The sequence below is a fragment of the Cobetia sp. PS-4MA genome (assembly GCF_057670765.1).
The window spans coordinates 3,196,152-3,213,923 of sequence record NZ_CM173107.1; the positions used below are offsets into that span (position 1 = coordinate 3,196,152).

The 17,772-nt window shown below is 65.5% G+C and carries 10 protein-coding genes; 7 read left to right on the plus strand and 3 right to left on the minus strand.

The genetic code is table 11. The features are described from left to right. The first annotated feature begins 68 nt into the window (after positions 1-68). From AC26AR_RS13575 to betT, 7 genes are all read left to right on the plus strand, one after another. The gene (locus AC26AR_RS13575) at positions 69-1,469 is read left to right on the plus strand and encodes an efflux RND transporter periplasmic adaptor subunit (protein ID WP_488107202.1); all 1,401 of its coding nucleotides are present in this window, start codon (positions 69-71) and stop codon (positions 1,467-1,469) included. Further along, a complete protein-coding gene (locus AC26AR_RS13580; protein WP_084207932.1) occupies positions 1,466-4,591 on the plus strand; it encodes an efflux RND transporter permease subunit in 3,126 nt (1,041 codons plus the stop codon). Before AC26AR_RS13575 ends, AC26AR_RS13580 begins: the two co-directional genes overlap by 4 nt. After that, entirely contained in the window at positions 4,588-6,150 is a 1,563-nt protein-coding gene (locus AC26AR_RS13585) for an ATP-binding protein (RefSeq protein ID WP_417285801.1), read from the plus strand. The genes AC26AR_RS13580 and AC26AR_RS13585 overlap by 4 nt, the downstream gene beginning before the upstream one ends. A 35-nt stretch (positions 6,151-6,185) precedes the next feature. Then, positions 6,186-6,929, plus strand: coding sequence for a response regulator (locus AC26AR_RS13590; protein WP_077378392.1), 744 nt, complete (start codon positions 6,186-6,188; stop codon positions 6,927-6,929). A 200-nt stretch (positions 6,930-7,129) separates the two neighbouring features. Continuing rightward, positions 7,130-7,507 (plus strand): hypothetical protein, encoded by a 378-nt coding sequence (locus AC26AR_RS13595; protein WP_077378389.1) that lies wholly within the window; start codon positions 7,130-7,132, stop codon positions 7,505-7,507. A 155-nt stretch (positions 7,508-7,662) separates the two neighbouring features. Beyond that, positions 7,663-8,793: a hypothetical protein gene (locus AC26AR_RS13600; protein ID WP_488107203.1), complete on the plus strand. Its 1,131-nt coding sequence runs from the start codon at positions 7,663-7,665 to the stop codon at positions 8,791-8,793. 871 nt (positions 8,794-9,664) lie between these two features. Further along, entirely contained in the window at positions 9,665-11,707 is a 2,043-nt protein-coding gene (gene betT, locus AC26AR_RS13605; RefSeq protein WP_077378383.1) for a choline BCCT transporter BetT, read from the plus strand. A 120-nt stretch (positions 11,708-11,827) separates the two neighbouring features. Here the strand turns inward: betT and AC26AR_RS13610 are convergent, their stop codons facing one another. The 3 genes from AC26AR_RS13610 to ptsP are packed head-to-tail and all read right to left on the minus strand — an operon-like array spanning position 11,828 to position 17,627. Next, the gene (locus AC26AR_RS13610; protein ID WP_488107204.1) at positions 11,828-13,609 is read right to left on the minus strand and encodes a PTS fructose-like transporter subunit IIB; all 1,782 of its coding nucleotides are present in this window, start codon (positions 13,607-13,609) and stop codon (positions 11,828-11,830) included. Next, positions 13,606-14,658 carry a 1-phosphofructokinase family hexose kinase gene (locus AC26AR_RS13615; RefSeq protein ID WP_488107205.1) on the minus strand — a complete coding sequence of 351 codons (1,053 nt, stop codon included), beginning with the start codon at positions 14,656-14,658 and terminating at the stop codon, positions 13,606-13,608. The genes AC26AR_RS13610 and AC26AR_RS13615 overlap by 4 nt, the downstream gene beginning before the upstream one ends. After that, positions 14,658-17,627, minus strand: coding sequence for a phosphoenolpyruvate--protein phosphotransferase (gene ptsP, locus AC26AR_RS13620; RefSeq protein ID WP_488107206.1), 2,970 nt, complete (start codon positions 17,625-17,627; stop codon positions 14,658-14,660). The genes AC26AR_RS13615 and ptsP overlap by 1 nt, the downstream gene beginning before the upstream one ends. Positions 17,628-17,772: the final 145 nt, after the last annotated feature.

Here is a 17,772-nt window from a genome sequence, read left to right on the forward strand (position 1 = left end):
TCGGCGCTCTCGCGACTGGTCAGAGGCCGTTGCGCATCAGGGCCTGACATCTTTCGTCCGGAGTCCGCATGGACAACAGCCCTGAGTCGCCAACCCCGGCATCGCCACCCTCCGCCACTGGCAGCAAGCCACCCTCCTCCCGCCGTCTGATCTGGATGCGCCTGCTGGCGCTGATCATTCTCGCGCTGGCGATAGCGCTGGCGGCCTGGTGGATGACCCATCGCCCCGGCGCCCCCAAGCGCGCGCCCAGTGACGCCCCGGTTCCCAGCGTGGAAGTGGTGACGGTCAGCCATACGGCCAGTGCACCGACACTGGAAGGCTACGGCCGCGTGATCGCCGATCGTCAGACGACCGTATCCACCCGGGTCAGCGGTCAACTGGCGCCCTTCCCCGAGGGCATCGAGGCGGGCCGTGAAGTCCGCGCGAACCAGCTGCTGGCGAGTCTCGACCAGCTGGATTACCAGCTGGCGCTGCGTCAGGCCGAGGCGGATCTCGCCACGGCAGAAGCCAGCCTCGCCTCGGAAAAGGGCGAGCAGATCCGCGCGGCCTCGGAATACAAGACCTTCGGTCGCAACCTGCCGGCGGCGCAGAAAGCGCTGGTGCTGCGCGAGCCTCAGCTCAAGTCGGCTCAGGCCGCGGTGGACAGTGCCCGCGCCAGCCGCGACCAGGCCAGACTCAATCTGGAACGTACCGAGATCCGCGCGCCCTATGACGGCCTGATCAGCGAGCGTCTGGTCGGCGAAGGCAGTGACCTCAACGCCTTCACCGACCTGCTGACGCTGGTGGCCACCGACCGCTTCTGGGTGCGTCTCAATCTCCCGCAGGCCGACATGGAATGGCTCTCGACCCATGCCCGTGACGGTCAGGGCACGCCGGTACTGCTGTCCAGCAAGGCATGGCCGGAGGGCCAGCATCGGCGCGGCGAAGTGTGGAGCGTCCTGCCGTCCCTGGAGGACAACGGCCTGCTGACCCAGGTGATGGTGGCAGTGGAAGACCCATTGGCGCTCGACGTCTCCGAGGAGGCGAGCGCCAGCACGCCGGCCCTGCGCCTGGGCGATGTGGTGGAAGCGACTCTGACACCTCAGCGCACCGCATCGCTGATCGAGCTGCCGGTCAGCGCCCTGCGCAGTGGCCAGCAGGTCTGGGTGCTGACGGAGGATGGCTATCTGGAGAAACGTGCGGTGGGCGTGCGCCATCTGGGCAACGACACCCTGCTGATCGCCGGGGGGCTGAGCGATGGCGAGCGGGTCATCGTGAGTGCCTTGAGCAATGTCGAGGCCGGCATGGCGCTGCGTGCCCGCGGTGATGCGCCGACGCCGACCACCAGGACCCCTGATAACAAGGCGGCTGACGACAAGACGACGGCTGGCGACAAGAGCACCGCGACAGTTGAGCAGGACACCGCGACTGGTGACAAGAACGCCACGGTTGCCGACAAGCGCGCCACGACCACCGGAAGTGACTCATGACGGCACCGTCGCGCCTCAAGGGCCCCATCCGCTGGATGCATGATCATGGTGTCGCCGCCAACCTGCTGATGCTGTGTCTGATTCTCGGCGGTCTGCTGATGTCCAGCCAGATCAAGAAGGAGGTCTTCCCCTCCTTCGAGCTCGAGATCATCAACGTCAGCGTCAGCTATTCCGGCGCGACCCCCGATGAAGTGTCCGAGAGTCTGTTGCAGGCCATGGAATCCGCGGTGCAGGACGTGGAGGGGATCGAGGAGATCACCGCCACGGCCGAGGAAGGCCTCGGCTCACTGTCCATCGAGCTTCAGGATGGCGTCGAGACCATGCGCGCCTACCAGGACATCCAGCAGGCCATCGACAGCATCACTACCCTGCCCGATGAGTCCGATCCGCCCGTCTACTCGCTGGCAGGTCGCTCGCGCAGCGTGATGGAACTCAAGCTGCACGGCCAGACGGATGACCAGACCCTGCGCAACGTCGCCGAGCGTCTGCGCCTGAGCCTGCTGGACAGCAACGACATCACCAAGGTGGAGCTGACCGGCATCCGTGACCGGGAAGTGCACGTGTCACTGGAGGAAGGGGCGCTGCGCCGTTACGGCCTCTCGCATCAGGATGTGGCCAGCCTGATCGGCAATCAGGCGCTCAACCTGGCCGGCGGCAGTCTGGACACCCAGCAGGGCGAGTACCTGGTGCGCTACGAGGCGCGACGCGACGGTGCCGCCGAGTTCGCGCAGCTGCCGGTGATCTCCAGTCAGGAAGGCAATGTCATCCGCCTGGGCGATATCGCCACCGTCACCGACGGCTTCGCCGACAGTGACAAGGAAGTGCTCTATGACGGTGAACCGGCGATCGGCCTGGACATCTATCAGGTCGGCTCCCAGACACCCAACGAGCTGTCCGCCGCGACCATGGCGATGCTGCCGGAGCTGTCCGCCAGCCTGCCGCGCGGCCTGACGCTGAGTGTCGAGGACGATGATTCGCTGGTCTACCAGGACCGTCTGGAACTGTTGCTCAAGAACGCCTGGATGGGGCTGGTGCTGGTGCTGGTGCTGCTGGGCCTGTTCCTGGAGGCGCGCCTCGCCTTCTGGGTCACCCTGGGCATCCCCACGGCCTTCCTGGGCGCGATGCTGTTCCTGCCGCTGGTCGGCGTGTCCATCAACATGATCTCGATGTTCGCCTTCATCATCGCGCTGGGCATCGTGGTGGATGACGCCATCATCGTCGGCGAGAACATCCACTCGCATCGCGAGCGCGGCGCCAGCATGCGCGAAGCCGCCATCCTCGGCGCACGCGAGATCGCGGTGCCACTGGCGTTCTCGATCCTGTCCAACATCGTGGCCTTCATTCCGCTGCTGTTCCTGCCCGGCTTCCTCGGGCTGGTATTCGGCATCATCCCGCTGGTGGTGATCAGCATCTTCGCGCTGAGCTGGATCGAGGCGATCTTCATCCTGCCCGCGCACCTGGGACACACCAGCGAAAAGCCGATTCGCTGGCTGGCACCGCTGGACCGCGTGCGTCACGGCGTCCAGCACGGACTTGAGCGCTTCACGCGTCAGCGCTTCCAGCCCTTCCTCGAGGGGTGTCTGAACTACCGTGGTCTGACCGCCATCTGTGGCCTGGCGCTGCTGGTGCTGGCGATGGCCTGGATGGCCAGTGGCCGTCTCGGCTTCTCGCTGATGCCACGAGTGGAATCCAACCGCGCCGGCGTCACCGCCAATCTGCCGGTGGGCAGCCCGATCAGCCAGGACCGCGAAGTGCGCACCCTGCTGCTGGCGGCGCTGGACCGCGTGCGCGAGCGCGAAGCCGACCTGGCGGTCTTTTCCACCAGCGCCGAGATAGAAGGCAACTCGCTGAGCATCATCGCCAATCTGGACACCACGGTGGAGAACAACTGGTCTCCCTCGCAGCTGATCAAGGCCTGGCGCGAGGAAGCGGGCACCATCGCCAATACCGAATCGCTGCTGTTCGAATCCGATATCGGCGGGCCGGGACGCGGCGCGGGCCTCACCATTCGACTGTCATCCTCCGACAGTGCCGCGCTGATGGCAGCCGCCGCGACCCTGGCGACCTCGCTTGAGGATTACAGCTCGCTGTCGGATATCGACAGCGGCCTGGATGACGGCAAGCGCGAGCTCTATCTGCAGCTCAATGCCTATGGACGCTCGCTGGGACTGGACGGCGCGACGCTGGCCAACCAGCTGCGCGGACCGCTGTCCGGCGCCACGGCACTCAAGCAGCAGCAGGGGCGCAATGAGGTCGAGGTCAAGGTGCTGTTGCCCGAAGCCCAGCGCGCGAGTCTGGCCCAGCTGGAGAATTTCGGCGTGCAGACGGCCGACGGCGTCAGCGTGCCGCTGGGACTGGTGGCCGACATCCAGCAGGGACGCGCCGCCTCCAGCATCCTGCGCATCGATGGTCGCCGCGTGATCGAGGTCACCGCCAACGTCACGCCGTCCGATGCGGTCAGTCAGGTGATCACCAGTCTGGAAAGCGATGTCTATCCCGAGCTGAAGAGTCAGTATCCAACTCTGAGCATCGGCTATGGCGGACGTCAGGAGGAGACCGCCGACAACCTGGGGTCCCTGCAGGTGTCGTTGCTGCTGACACTGGCGGCACTCTATCTGCTGCTGGCGTTGCCGTTCAGAAGCTACCTGCAGCCGCTGCTGGTGATGACGGCGATTCCCTTCGGCCTGATCGGCGCGGTGATCGGCCATCAGCTGATGGGCTACGGGCTGTCGGTGATCAGCCTGATGGGCATGCTGGCGCTGTCGGGCATCGTCATCAACGATGCGCTGGTCCTCATCGACTATGCCAACCGCCAGCGGCTGGCCGGAGCCAGTGCGCGTGAGGCGATCATCATGGCGGCCACGCGACGTCTGCGTCCGATCCTGTTGACCACGCTGACCACCTTCTTCGGTCTCGCGCCGATGATCTTCGAGACCTCGCGCCAGGCTCGCTTCATGATCCCGATGGCCGTTTCCATCGGCTTCGGCATCCTGTTCGCGACGGTCATCCTGCTGATCCTGGTGCCGTCGCTCTATCTGCTGCTGGAAGACCTGCAGCACAGCCTGCGTCGCCTGCTGGGACTGCCACCCCGCACCCCGTCTCAGGAGGAACGTGCGTCATGATCCAACCCGTGACCGCCCTGCGTTCGAGACTTTCGGTCCGCCTGTTCGTGATCCTGCTGCTGACCAATGTCGTGATCGGCGGCAGCATCTACCTGTTCATTTCCAAGAGCATGGACAAGGGCTTCGCCGAGTACCTGCAGCAGACCCAGCAGGAGCGCGTCGAGATGATCTCGACGGACCTGATCAGCGCCTATGCCGCCGAGGGCAGTTGGCAATGGCTCAAGAGTCGGCGCAACTGGGGGCGTATCGTGCACTCCCGCCCGCCGAGCGAAGAGGACGGCATGATGCCCGGGCCCGGCATGTCACCGCCGCCAGGCCGGGAGGACAGCATGATGCCCGGCCCCGGCATGTCGCGCCCGCCGGGACGGGAGGACAGCATGATGCCCGGCCCCGGCATGTCGCGCCCGCCGGTCGGAGAGCAGGCCATGCTGCTGGGGCCCAACATGACGCGCCCACAGGATTACATGCTGCGTGATGCCGATGGCCAGCGTCTCAATGGGGCACCGCGCCCCATTCCCGGCATGCAGTTCAAGGACCTGATGCTTGATGGCAGCAAGATCGGAGAACTCGGCTATCTGCCGGTAAGCGAGATGCTGAAACGCGGCAAGGACCAGTATCTGGAACGTCAGTCGCGCGATCTGGCCATCATCATGCTCTCATCCGCCTTCGCCTCGCTGCTGGCGGCCGCCGGGATCGCCTGGTGGCTGGGGCACCGCGTCCGTGACCTGGCCTCTGGTGCCAATCGCCTGTCGAGTGGCGACTATGCCACCCGTCTGCCGGTCCGCGGGCAGGATGAGCTGTCGCGGCTGGCCGAGGACTTCAATGCCCTGGCGGCGACACTGGAGAGCAATCGCGATTCCCGCCAGCGCTGGGTCAGCGACATCTCCCACGAGCTGCGGACTCCCCTGGCGGTGCTCAAGGGTGAGATTGAAGCCATGCAGGATGGCTTCCGCCCGATGAGCCATTCAAGCCTCGGCTCGCTGGCCCAGGAGGTGGACGCCCTCAATCGCCTGGTGGCGGACCTGCGCCTGCTGGCACAGAGCGATGCCGGTACGCTGGAAGCCTGGCGCGAGCCGCTGGCGCTGGATACCCAGCTCCGTGACAGCCTGGACGACCTGCGCGGCTGGCTGGCGGATGCCGGGATCGCACTGGAGATCGACATCCCGCTGCCGCTGCGGGTGCTGGGCGACACGCAACGCCTGCATCAGCTGTGGAGCAACCTGGCCAGCAACACCCGTGCCTATACCGATGCACCGGGCAGACTCAAGGTCAGTCTGCTGCACGAAGCCGCCAGCCCCGCCCAGGGAGCCGGCCACCCCGGCTGGGCGATCGTGCGCTGGGAGGATTCCAGCCCCGGCGTGCCGGACGCCGAGCTTGCCCACCTCACCGAGCGACTGTATCGCGTCGAGAACTCGCGCAATCGCTCAAGCGGTGGCAGCGGGCTGGGGCTGGCCATCGCCAGCGCGCTGGTGAGTGCCCATGAAGGCGAGCTGGTGCCGGGGCACTCCACACTGGGCGGGCTGCGATGGGACATTCGCCTGCCGCTGTTGTCTACTTGAGACTGACTCTTTTTCATCCGCAAGGACTCTTGACCATGAGCGACATTCACGCCGACCACTCCGATGACCAGGCACAATCTCGCAAGCCACTGATTCTGGTGGTCGAGGATGAGCCCAAGATCGCCAGCCTGCTGTGCGATTATCTGAATGGCAGCGGTTATCGCACCCGCCACGTGGATGATGGCAATGCCGTCATCGCCGCGGTCAATGACGAGAGACCGGCACTGGTCCTGCTCGACCTGATGCTGCCGGGCACCGATGGCCTCACCCTGTGCCGTCAGCTGCGCGCTGAAGACGGCCTGCTGCCCATCGTGATGCTGACCGCCCGCGTCGAGGAAGTGGATCGCCTGCTGGGGCTGGAGCTGGGCGCCGATGACTACATCTGCAAACCCTTCAGCCCGCGCGAGGTGGTCGCCCGCATCAAGGCCGTGCTGCGTCGCAGCCAGGCACTCGACCAGACGCTCTCGCAAAGCTCCGCCAAGGGCCAGCTGACGCTCAACGAAGAAGGCTGGCAGGCCCTGGCGGATGGCCATGACCTGGGGCTGACCGCCGTCGAGTTCCAGCTGCTCAAGGTGATGATGCAATCACCGGGGCGCATCTTCTCCCGTGATCAGCTGATGGACCACATGTACCGGGATCACCGCATCGTCTCGGAGCGCACCGTGGATTCCCACGTGAAGAAGCTGCGCCGCAAGATCGCCAGTGCCTGGCCGGAGCGCGACGTGATCCGCTCCATCTACGGCGTCGGCTACAAGTTCGAGCCTGACGTGCTGGACTGACTCCCCGCCTCTCCCCGGGCCCGCGAACCTTTCAGCAACATGACAACCGCCGTCTGTGACCACAGACGGCGGTTGCGTTTTTGTTGCACCCGCGGTGCTAACTTGCTGTCCAACTGCGACGGATACTGTCATCACTGCCTGAGTACGCGACATCGACTGCCGCATGAGCTCGGGCTCACGCCACAAGTGAGGTATTCGCCATGTCCCACCGTCCTGCCAAGCGTGCGCGTCCTCGCACTCGTCTGATCAGTGCCGGCATGCTGAGCGTCATGCTGATGGTGTCACCGCTGACCGTGAGCAGCGCCAGCGCCGCCGATGTCTCCCTGAGCGTATTGCTGGATGGCATCAGCCTGAACGTCAGTCAGCGCGACACCCTCGACACGCAATATCGTCACTACCGCCAACAGCGTCAGGCGGCCGAGAGCCACCACGATGCAAAGGCGCTGGCCAAGGCCCGTCAGGACTATCTGGCCAAGGTCGACAGAATCCTGAACGCCGAGCAGACAAGCCGTTTTCATCAGCACTTCGATCGCCACTACCCCGACAAGGCCAGCACGGGCAAGCAAGCCCGGCACTGACGGCCTCGTGGCAGGCTGCCGCGACAGCGTTGCAGATCCTGACATGACACATTGCACACTTACCCGCGAGTACTTGCACAATCCCGGCACATTCGCCGCCGATACTCGCTATATCGCATGAACGCAGTTCTTTATCTCGACATACGGAGTACGCCATGAACCGCATTTCTCGCAAGCTCATCGTTTCCGGTCTGCTGACCGCCCTGGCACTGCCGATGACCGCCATGGCCGCCAGCGGCGTCAAGCAACAGGAACAGCACGACGGTGCCGCCGGCCGCCAGGCAGGCCTGGACAAGATTCTCGCCAGCTGGCACCTCAGCGATGCTCAGAAACAGAAGCTCGAAACGCTGAAGCAGCAGCAGATGGAAAGCCGCAAGCAGCTCAAGGAACAGACCTTCGACTCTCGCGAAGCACGTCGTGATGCCATCAAGGCCCAGCGTGATCAGCACAAGGCGGCCCTCGCCGAGATTCTCGACGACAACCAGGTCAAAGTGCTTGAAGCCTACTGGGCCGCAGGCAAGCCGATGCACGGCAAGCATGATGCCAAGCGCCCTGATGGGGCCGGCAAGCATGGCGACAAGCCGATGGCCATGAAGGACAAGCCGGCCGGCGGCAAGCACATGGGACGCGATGGCGATCAGCGCATGGCACTGATGGGCGCCCTGTTCGACAGCTGGAACCTGGATGAGGACCAGCGTGCGTCCCTCAAGGATTCCTTCGATGCCATGCGCGACGACATGAAGTCGCTCAAGGAGACCGACTTCGACTCGCGTGAAGCGCGCAAGGCCGCCTTCAAGGAACTGCGCGAGACGCAGCACGAGCGCCTCGCCAAGGTGCTCAACGATGACCAGATCAAGGTGCTGGACATGATGCACCAGCGCGACAAGCGCGGCCCGAAGATGGCGGAGCGTCAACAGCGCGAAGGCATGAAGGCCCTGCTGGCAAGCTGGAATCTGAGCGATGATCAGATGCAGGCGCTCAAGGAAGTCCGCAAGGAAATGCGTGACGAGATGCATGACAGCATGAAAGAGATGCACGACGACATGCGGGATGCCATGAAGGACGCCGACACCAGACAGGAGCGTGTCGCGGCCCGTCAGGAAATGCGCAAGGAGATGAAGGAGCAGCGCCTGGAACTGCGTCAGGAAGGCCGCGAGAAACTGGCTGATGTCCTGTCCGCCGAACAGCTGGACGCGCTGGAGGCCTTCATGGCCAATGGCATGCGTCATGGCGGCCCGCACGGTGGTCCGCAGGAGGGACCGGGCGAGCCGGCTCCGCAGGCCTGATGCGCGGCACCTGAGAGGCGACTCCCCTTTTCAGGTGCCAGCCAGACACGCCCCATGAAGTGACCCTGATCGGTCTTGTGGGGAAGAAAACGCGAAAACGATGCCGCCCCGGCCGCCTTCTGGTGGTCGGGGCGGTGTCGTTTTCGTCCATTGGCGACAGAAATGTCTCTCTCCGCGACATTCCTGACGGGAGGCTCTGGCATGAGGGCTCGCGCCCGACGGATCGCGACAGGTTCATAAGAGAAAGCGACAGTCCCCCTGTCTTTTTGGGTAATGGGGGTTATATTTTTATTGAACAATCAATTAAAATAATTTTGCGAGGCCTTGAGCATTACATGGCGTGATGATGAGAGTCGTGCTTTCCTGACTGCTGAGCTCCCCCGTCCGAGGGTTCTCTCGAACGACAGGGCATTGAGCAACGGTGTCCATGACAGAAGCCGCCGCAGGGGGATGCCTGCAACCGTCAGCGGAAAGCGGACCCGGCACTGGCCGCGAAGGAATTCGCGCCGCGCAGATGTCGGAGTCAGAGATCTTGGCAAGACAGTCTCTGACGTCCAGCAGCGCCCTGTGAACGTTCACCATGATGAAGGTCGCGAGACAGTCGCCAGGCATGCCGTTGCCGAGGCGCCCGCCGACCGACCTTCGTGAATCGCCTTGAGGCCGTTCTCGCCTGCTGCCTGCGGATGGACCTGCCATTCCTCCGCCTGCCAGTCGACACTGCCACCGCTTCAGCGCTACCCATGACGGGTGCTGAGCGAGGCCCGTGCCGTTCGTGTCCGTCTTTGCTGACACCCTGCCGTTGCCCCCACAGCCGCAGGCTGTCAGCAAAGCACTACGCACGAGTGAAACTTCCCCATGACAGGAGTTCCTCATGCAGAAACCCGCTTCCTCCGAGAGCGCTGCGCCGACCTCGAGTCGCATCAATCCGACGGTCTTCTACGGATCGATCATCGGTATCGTGGCGTTCCTCGCCTTCGCGATGCTGTTCACCGAACTGGCTGACCAGTGGATCGGCAATGCCCTGAGCTGGACCATCGATACCTTCGGCTGGTTCTACATGCTGGCCATCGTGGCCTATCTGGTCTTCGGTGTGCTGATCGCCTGCTCACGCTTCGGGCGCATCCGCCTGGGACCGGACGACTCGCGTCCTGAATTCTCGCTGATGTCCTGGGCCGCGATGCTGTTCGCCGCCGGTATCGGCATCGACATCCTGTTCTACTGCATCGCCGAGCCGCTGTCCCACTATGTGGCACCGGTCACGGGGGACCCCGAGACCCAGGCGGCGATCCGCAACGCCATGGTGGAAACCTTCTTCCACTGGGGGCTCTCCGGCTGGGGCATCTATGTGCTCGCCGGCATGTCGCTTGCGTACTTCAGCTATCGCCACCGCCTGCCGCTGGCCATCCGCTCGGCCTTCTATCCGCTGCTGGGCAACCGCATCAATGGCCCGATCGGCAACGCCGTGGATATCTTCGCCATCATCTCCACCGTGTTCGGGATCGCCACCTCACTGGGCATCGGCGTCATCCAGCTGAACTACGGTCTCAAGTTCATGCTGGGCGTGCCCGAGAACCTCGCCGTGCAAGCGGCACTGATCATCGGCGTGATGATTCTGGCGACGATTTCCGTCATCACCGGTGTCGAGAAGGGCATCCGCCTGCTGTCCGAATTCAACATGCTGCTGGCCACCGCCCTGCTGATCTTCGTGCTGGCCGTCAGCGACACCTCCCAGCTGCTCAACGCGCTGGTGCTCAACATCGGTGACTACCTGACCCAGTTCACCGCCAAGAGCTTCGATACCTATGCCTACACGCCGGGTACCGATGAATGGATGAGCGGCTGGACCCTGTTCTTCTGGGGCTGGTGGATCGCCTGGACCCCGTTCGTGGGCCTGTTCCTCGCGCGCATCTCACGTGGCCGCACCATCCGTCAGTTCGTGTTCGGTGCGCTGCTGATCCCGCTGAGCTTCATGATGGTATGGATGAGCGTCTTCGGTAACTCGGCCATCGACATGGTCGCCAACCAGGGCGTCAGCGCACTGGCCACCGAAGCCCTGAACGCACCACAGAACACCATCTATACCTTCCTGGAGCAGCTGCCGTACTCCACCATCACCACCGCCGTGGTGGCGATTCTGGGGATCGTGTTCTTCGTGACCTCCGCCGACTCCGGCGCCCTGGTACTGGCCAACTTCACGTCCATCCTCAAGGACGTCAACCACGATGCACCGATCTGGCTGCGCATCTTCTGGTCCGCCATCATCGGCCTGCTGACGCTGGCTCTGCTGATGGTCGGGGGGCTGAGCGCGCTGCAGAGCGCCGTGGTGATCACCGCCGTGCCCTTCTCCATCGTGCTGATCTTCATGATGATCGGCATGTACAAGGCGCTGATGATCGAGGACCGCAAGGAGAACGTGCGTCAGGACAACAGCTGCGTCTATGAAGGGGTCGACTGGCACGAGCGTCTGGATCACGTGCTCGACTTCGCCAAGAGCGGCAGTGCCGAGGCAACGCTGAAGCGCTCCATTCGTCCGGCGCTCAACCAGCTGGCCGAAGAGCTCAACCGTCGCGGCCAGGTCTCCTCCGTCAGTGAAGAGACGGCAGAGGGCGAGCCGCTGCCGCGCGTGACACTGGAAGTCGAGTTCGAGGATGCCTCCAACTTCGTCTACCAGGTGCGTTCGGTGCGTCACCAGACGCCGAGCTTCATCGATGCCAACGATGACTACTACCTGCGTCTGGCCGTCCACCTCTCCGAGGGTGGCAGCGGTCAGGAGCTCAACGGCCTGTCGCGTGCTCAGGTGCTCGATGAAGTGGTCACCGCCTATCAGCAGCATCTGGCCTTCGTGCGCAACGATACGGTCAATGAAGCCCCGGTGATGCCAGGCGTGATCGGCAAGCAGACCGACATCGACTGAGTCGTCACCCGGTGCCGAGCCTACGCTCGGCCTGCAACACAAAAGCCCCCGCCGGTCTCCCGGCGGGGGCTTTTTTATGTCTGCGCCATCACGTCACGGGTGCCCGAGGCACCGGACATCTCAGGTCGCGGCGACGGTCTCGACCTGCTGTGCGCCCTTCTTGATCATCGCATAGCTGATCGCGGTCACCAGGGTGCCGGCGACGATGGCGCCCAGATACATCAGCGGGACGTTGATGGCATTGGGGATCAACAGCACGAACAGACCACCGTGCGGCGCCAGCAGCTTGGCACCTACCAGCATCGACAGGGCACCGGTCACGGCGCCACCGACCATGCAGGTGGGAATCACGCGCAGCGGGTCCTTGGCGGCAAAGGGAATCGCGCCCTCGGAGATGAAGCACAGCCCGAGAATGAAGCTGGCCTTGCCGGCCTCACGCTCCGGTTCGGCGAACTTGGAACGTGCGATGAAGCTTGCCAGTCCCATGCCCAGCGCCGGCACCATGCCCGCGGCCATGATCGCGGCCATCGGCGCGTAGGTCTCGCTGGCCAGCAGGCCGACCCCGAAGGCATAGGCGGCCTTGTTGACCGGCCCACCCAGGTCAAAGCACATCATCGCGCCGAGCAGAATGCCCAGCAGGACCGCGTTGGCCGAGCCCATGGACTCGAGGAACTCGGTCAGCGCCGTCATCAGCCCCGCCACCGGCGTGCCGACCACGTAGATCATCACCAGCCCGGTGACCATGCTCGCCACCAGCGGGATGATCAGGATCGGCTTGAGCGACTCGATGGACTGCGGCAGCTTCACGTAGCGGCTGAGCCCCGAGGCCGTGTACCCCGCGAGGAAGCCGGCGATGATGCCACCCAGGAACCCGGCGTCCAGTGTCGCGGCCAGCCAGCCTCCGATCATGCCCGGCGTGATCCCCGGACGGTCCGCGATCGAGTAGGCGATGTAGCCCGCCAGTACCGGAATCATCAGCTTGAAGGCCGAGCCACCACCGATCTGCATCAGCGCCGCCGCCAGCGTGCCCTCCTCCTCGAAGGCCTTGATGCCGAACACGAAGGACAGCGCGATCATCAGGCCGCCTGCCACCACCATCGGCAACATGAAGGATACCCCGGTCAGCAGGTGCTTGTAGGGACCGCGCTTCTCGCCCTTCTGCTGGCCACCCTGACCGCCAGAGGCCGTGGCGGATTCCACCTCGGCACCTGCCAGCGCCTGCTCGATGGTGTCGCGCGGCTTCTTGAGCGCGGTGCCGGTGGAGGTGCGCCAGACGCGCTTGCCGGCGAAGCGGGTCGGGTCGACCTCGATGTCACAGGCCAGAATCACCACCTCGGCCTCGGCGATCTCCTGTTCGGTCAGCGCATCCTGGGCACCGACCGAGCCCTGGGTCTCGACACGGGTCGGATAGCCCAGCGTCCGCCCGGCCTCGCTCAGTGCCTCGGCGGCCATGAAGGTATGCGCCACACCGGTGGGACAGGCGGTGACCGCCACGATGGACGGCCCCCGGGACGACGTGACGGGTGTCTCACCGGCAGCAGACGCGGGTGCGGCCGATTCCGTGAGGGCCGCGATGTCCTTGCGCTCCAGCACCCGGGCACGCGAGTCGGCCAGCTCCAGAAAGGCCTGCGGGTCCGGCAGCGCATCCTCGATGGGGGCCAGATGCACCCGCTTGCCGAGAAAGTCGTCCAGCGCCACGCTGGCCAGCGGCGATGCGGCGATCAGCACCAGCTCCGCCTCGGCCAGCTGCGCCTCGCTGAGGGTGATCTCGGGTTCGATGCGCGAGCGCATGTCGATGATCGGATTCCAGCCACGACGACGCGCGGCCTGCTCCAGGCGGCGCGCCGCCAGGAAGGTAGTCGCCATGCCACTGGGGCAGGCGGTGACGATGATGACGTTCATTGGCGTGGCTCTCCGGCTGTCTCGACATCGGCAGACGCCAATGTCTCGATGCTGGTGTGTTGTTGGAGGGTCTTGAGTGTGGTGGCAAGCGGATTGCCGGGACCGGGATGGGTCACGGCCTCGGCGGAGAGTGCGGTGGCATGGCGCAGAATCCGCTTGCGGTCTTCGGGTGAGGCATCGGGCTGACAGAGCACGCCATGCAGCATGGCGGCCAGCAGGGTATCGCCGGCGCAGACGGTACTGACGACCTGCATGCGCGGCGGCCGAGCGCGCAGCATGGCGGCGCCGGGGCTGGCCCACAGCACGCCTTCCGGCCCGGCGGAGATCAGCGCCTGCTCGATGCCGTGATCGATCAGACGCCTGAGCGCACGCTCGCGGGCCGCATCACTGTCCAGCGGCTCCCCGGCCCACAGCGCCAGCTCCTGTTCATTGGGCTTCACCGCCGTGGGCGGCACCGCCAGCCCCGCTTCCAGCGCGGCGCCGCTGGTATCGAGCCAGCAGGCGACATGGCGTTCGCGCACGCGACTCACCAGTGCTGCCAGCTGGGCATGGCTGATCCCCGGCGGCAGACTGCCGGCGATCACCACCGCACAACGTGGCAGATCGCCCTCGGCCTGCTGGCGGTCGATCCAGTCATCGATGCGCGCTTCCAGGCGCGTCAGGGCGTCCTCGTCCACCCGCATGCCGGTACCGTTCACGTCGGTGACCCGGCCACTGGCCTCGCCAAGCTTGACGTTGATGCGCGTCGCACCGGCCACGCGCTCGAAGGCGTCCACCAGCCCCCAGTCGGCAAAGGCCACGGTGAAATCGGCCTGATTGTCGGCCCCCAGAAAGCCGCTCAAGGTCACCGGGTGGCCCAGCGTCGCCAGCACGCGCGCCACGTTGATGCCCTTGCCCGCGGCTTCCAGATGATGACTGCGTGCACGGTTGACCGTTCCCAGCGTCAGACTGTCCAGCCCGATGCTCAGATCCAGCGCAGGATTGAGCGTCACGCACAGCACGGGACAGTCAGCAGCCGGGTGTGATGGCGAGTGATGGGAAGCTGTCATCACACCTGCTCCTCCTGCCGGGGATGGGGTTGGGCGTTCTGTTCGATCAGACTGTCCAGCGCACTGCGCACGTCTTCCGACGTCGGCTGCGCCAAGGCGACGCGTGCCTGTTCGCGCGCCATGGTCAGATCCAGCTCACGCACCCGCGCCTTGACCAGCGGAATCTGGCGACTGGAGACGGACAGTTCATCCACCCCCAGGCCGACCAGCACACCCACGGCCTGATCATCACTGGCCAGCTCACCGCAGACGCCGACCCAGGCACCATGGGCATGCGCGGCCGCCACCGTCATCTCGATCAGACGCAGCACTGCCGGATGCAGCCCATCGGCCTGTGCGGAGAGCGTGGCATGGCCGCGGTCGATGGCCAGGGTGTATTGGGTAAGATCGTTGGTGCCCACCGAGAAGAAATCGACTTCGGGGGCGATGCTGGCGGCCGTCAGCGCCGCAGAGGGAATCTCGATCATCACGCCGACCTGCACGTCACGCACCAGCGGCTGGCCGTGCTCGGCTTCATGGGCGGCGTCCAGCTCGCTGCGTACGCGCTCGACGATGGCACGTGCAGCGCGCAGTTCGGCAAGGTCCTTGACCATCGGGAACATCAGGCGGATCGGGCGGGAGCCCGCCGCCATCAGCAGTGCCCTGACCTGAGTCTCGAGCACTTCCGGACGCGTCAGCGCCAGACGGATGCCACGCAGCCCGAGGAAGGGATTGTCCTCTCGCGGCAGCGGCCAGTACGGCAGCGGCTTGTCACCGCCGACATCCAGGGTGCGTGCCACCAGCGGGCGGCCATCCAGCGCATCGAGTGCCTCACCGTACTGGGCGGTCTGGGTGGCGAGATCCGGTGCCTGCGGATGGGCCATGAACACGAATTCGGTTCGCAGCAGGCCGACCCCTTCGGCACCGCGCTCGACGGCGTCGCCGGCATGCGCGGTATTGCCCAGGTTGGCCACCACCTCGACCTGATGGCCATCCCGGGTGATGGCTGGCGCCATGCGGGTTTCCCAGGCCGCGGCCTGACGCTGTTCATGGCCGGCGATCGCCTCTTCGGCCCGGGCGCGGCGACTGGCGGAAGGCATCACGCTGACACGCCCGCGCTCACCATCGACGATCAACTCGCTGCCATCGGCGATCGCCAGCACGCTCGGGCCAGCCCCGACCACCGCCGGAATGCCCAGTGAACGCGCCAGAATCGCGCTGTGCGAGGTGGCCCCGCCCAGGGCCGTGACCAGTCCACGCACCCGGGAGGTATCCAGACGCGCCACATCCGACGGGCCGATATCCTCGGTCACCAGCACATGCGGCGTCTCGGGGGCGCTGGGCAGCGGCGTGTCGGTGAGCACGCCAAGCACACGGCGCCCGACGTCGCGCAGGTCAGCGGCGCGCTCGGCCAGCAGACGGTCCGCGAGGTTTTCCTGGGCTCGCGCGGCGCTGTCGATGGCGGACCACCAGGCAGCCTCGGCGCTGTGGCCTTCCTCGAGACTCTCGCGCGCCGCGGCAAACAGCTCCGGGTCGCCGAGCATCTCTTCGTGCATGGAGAGAATCTCGGCCATCTCGGCGCCTTCGGCCCGATTGACCAGCTCCTGCAGCTGCTCACGCGCCGTCTGGATGCCGCTCGCCAGCCGCTGGGCCTCGTGCTCGGCGCCCGCATCGCTGCGCGCCTCATAGAGAAAGCGCGGCTGATACATCACCCAGCAGGGCGCGATGGCCATGCCCGGCGAGGCCGCCACCGCCGGCACGACACTGTCGGCCTCGGGGGCTGCCACCTTGTCGGAAGCCGGCTGGGCATCCGGCGCACTGGCCTCGGGACGCTGATCCATCAGCGGCTCCACGGACTCGCCAAGTCCTGCCTTGACCGCCGCGACCATGGCATTCAGCGCGGCCTGATTGGCCCGGGCATCCTCGCCGTTGGCACTGAAGACCAGCGTCTGGCCACGACGTGCTCCCAGCCCCAGCACCTTGGTGAGGCTGGCGGCACTGACGATACCGCCTTCCCCCTGCTCGAGGCGCAGCGAGGGAATGATGCCGAAACTCTCGCCGGCGTCCCGCGCGGCCTGCACCAGCTGCTTGGCGGGACGGGCATGCAGGCCATGTGCATTGAGCAGCGTCACGCTCGCCAGCTGTGCCGTGGAGGACTCCCCCAGCAGCCGCGCCAGCAGAGCAGAGGTGGACAGCCCCGGCAGGCGCTCGCCTGCGCCATCTTCCAGCAGCGTCAGCAGACGCTCCAGCAACACGCGGTGCTGCCCGCCATCAGCGTCCAGTGCCAGACAGGCCACGGCGTTGATGCGCCCGTGACGGGTATCCAGCGCCTTCTCGGGCGTGACCACGGACAGCGCCGGCTGGCTCACGTCCTGTCGGGACTGCACCAGCCAGATGCCCTGGCCCAGAGCGTTCGGCTCGGTCTGGAGCATCGCGGTGAGAAAGCCGTCCCCGACGCAACCGGCCTGACGCAATCGCGCCGCGCCTGCCAGCACCAGCTCATCGCGGTCGCGTGCCGGGAAGCCACACAGCACGGTATCGGCATCCAGACGTGGCGGAATCACCTCGCGGCCAAGCTCGGCGAGAATCTGCTCCGCGGTCGTCGCGGATGCCAGGCGCTCACTGACGCCTTCGCGGTCCAGCACGCGCGTCAGGGAACGCAGGATATCGAGGTGCTCATCGGACTGCGCCGCGATGGTCACCACCAGAAAGACACGGTTGCCATCGTGCCACTCCACCCCCTGCGGGAATTGCAGGACACGCACGCCGGTGGCCAGCACGGCCTCACGACTGTCGGGTGTCCCGTGGGGGATCGCGATGCCCTGCCCCAGGTAGGTGGAAGACTGCGCTTCGCGAGCCAGCAGACCTTCACGATAGGCCGGCGTGGCGCGCCCACCGGCAACCAGGGCATCAGCGGCCTGATTCAGGGCGTCACGCCAGTCATTGGCGTGGGCGGCGAGGAGGACATCCTCATGAGCAAGGCTGAGCATGGCGGGCTCCTTGAGGCCCCTCTCTGGCAAGAGGCCTGGATGTGTGACGTGCGGCGCGGGCGTGACATCTGACGCACCGGCACTTCATGGGGCGAGTACCACAAGGGTAGCGGCGGCGTGGCGTGATGACGAATACTGCTGAATC

Excerpts from the sequence above, each read along its gene's own strand:
- AC26AR_RS13595 (WP_077378389.1), top strand. The coding sequence starts at position 7,130 with ATGTCCCACCGTCCTGCCAAGCGTGCGCGTCCTCGCACTCGTCTGATC.
- AC26AR_RS13580 (WP_084207932.1), top strand. The coding sequence starts at position 1,466 with ATGACGGCACCGTCGCGCCTCAAGGGCCCCATCCGCTGGATGCATGAT.
- ptsP (WP_488107206.1), bottom strand. The coding sequence starts at position 17,627 with ATGCTCAGCCTTGCTCATGAGGATGTCCTCCTCGCCGCCCACGCCAAT.
- betT (WP_077378383.1), top strand. The coding sequence starts at position 9,665 with ATGCAGAAACCCGCTTCCTCCGAGAGCGCTGCGCCGACCTCGAGTCGC.
- AC26AR_RS13615 (WP_488107205.1), bottom strand. The coding sequence starts at position 14,658 with ATGACAGCTTCCCATCACTCGCCATCACACCCGGCTGCTGACTGTCCC.
- AC26AR_RS13585 (WP_417285801.1), top strand. The coding sequence starts at position 4,588 with ATGATCCAACCCGTGACCGCCCTGCGTTCGAGACTTTCGGTCCGCCTG.
- AC26AR_RS13575 (WP_488107202.1), top strand. The coding sequence starts at position 69 with ATGGACAACAGCCCTGAGTCGCCAACCCCGGCATCGCCACCCTCCGCC.
- AC26AR_RS13600 (WP_488107203.1), top strand. The coding sequence starts at position 7,663 with ATGAACCGCATTTCTCGCAAGCTCATCGTTTCCGGTCTGCTGACCGCC.
- AC26AR_RS13610 (WP_488107204.1), bottom strand. The coding sequence starts at position 13,609 with ATGAACGTCATCATCGTCACCGCCTGCCCCAGTGGCATGGCGACTACC.
- AC26AR_RS13590 (WP_077378392.1), top strand. The coding sequence starts at position 6,186 with ATGAGCGACATTCACGCCGACCACTCCGATGACCAGGCACAATCTCGC.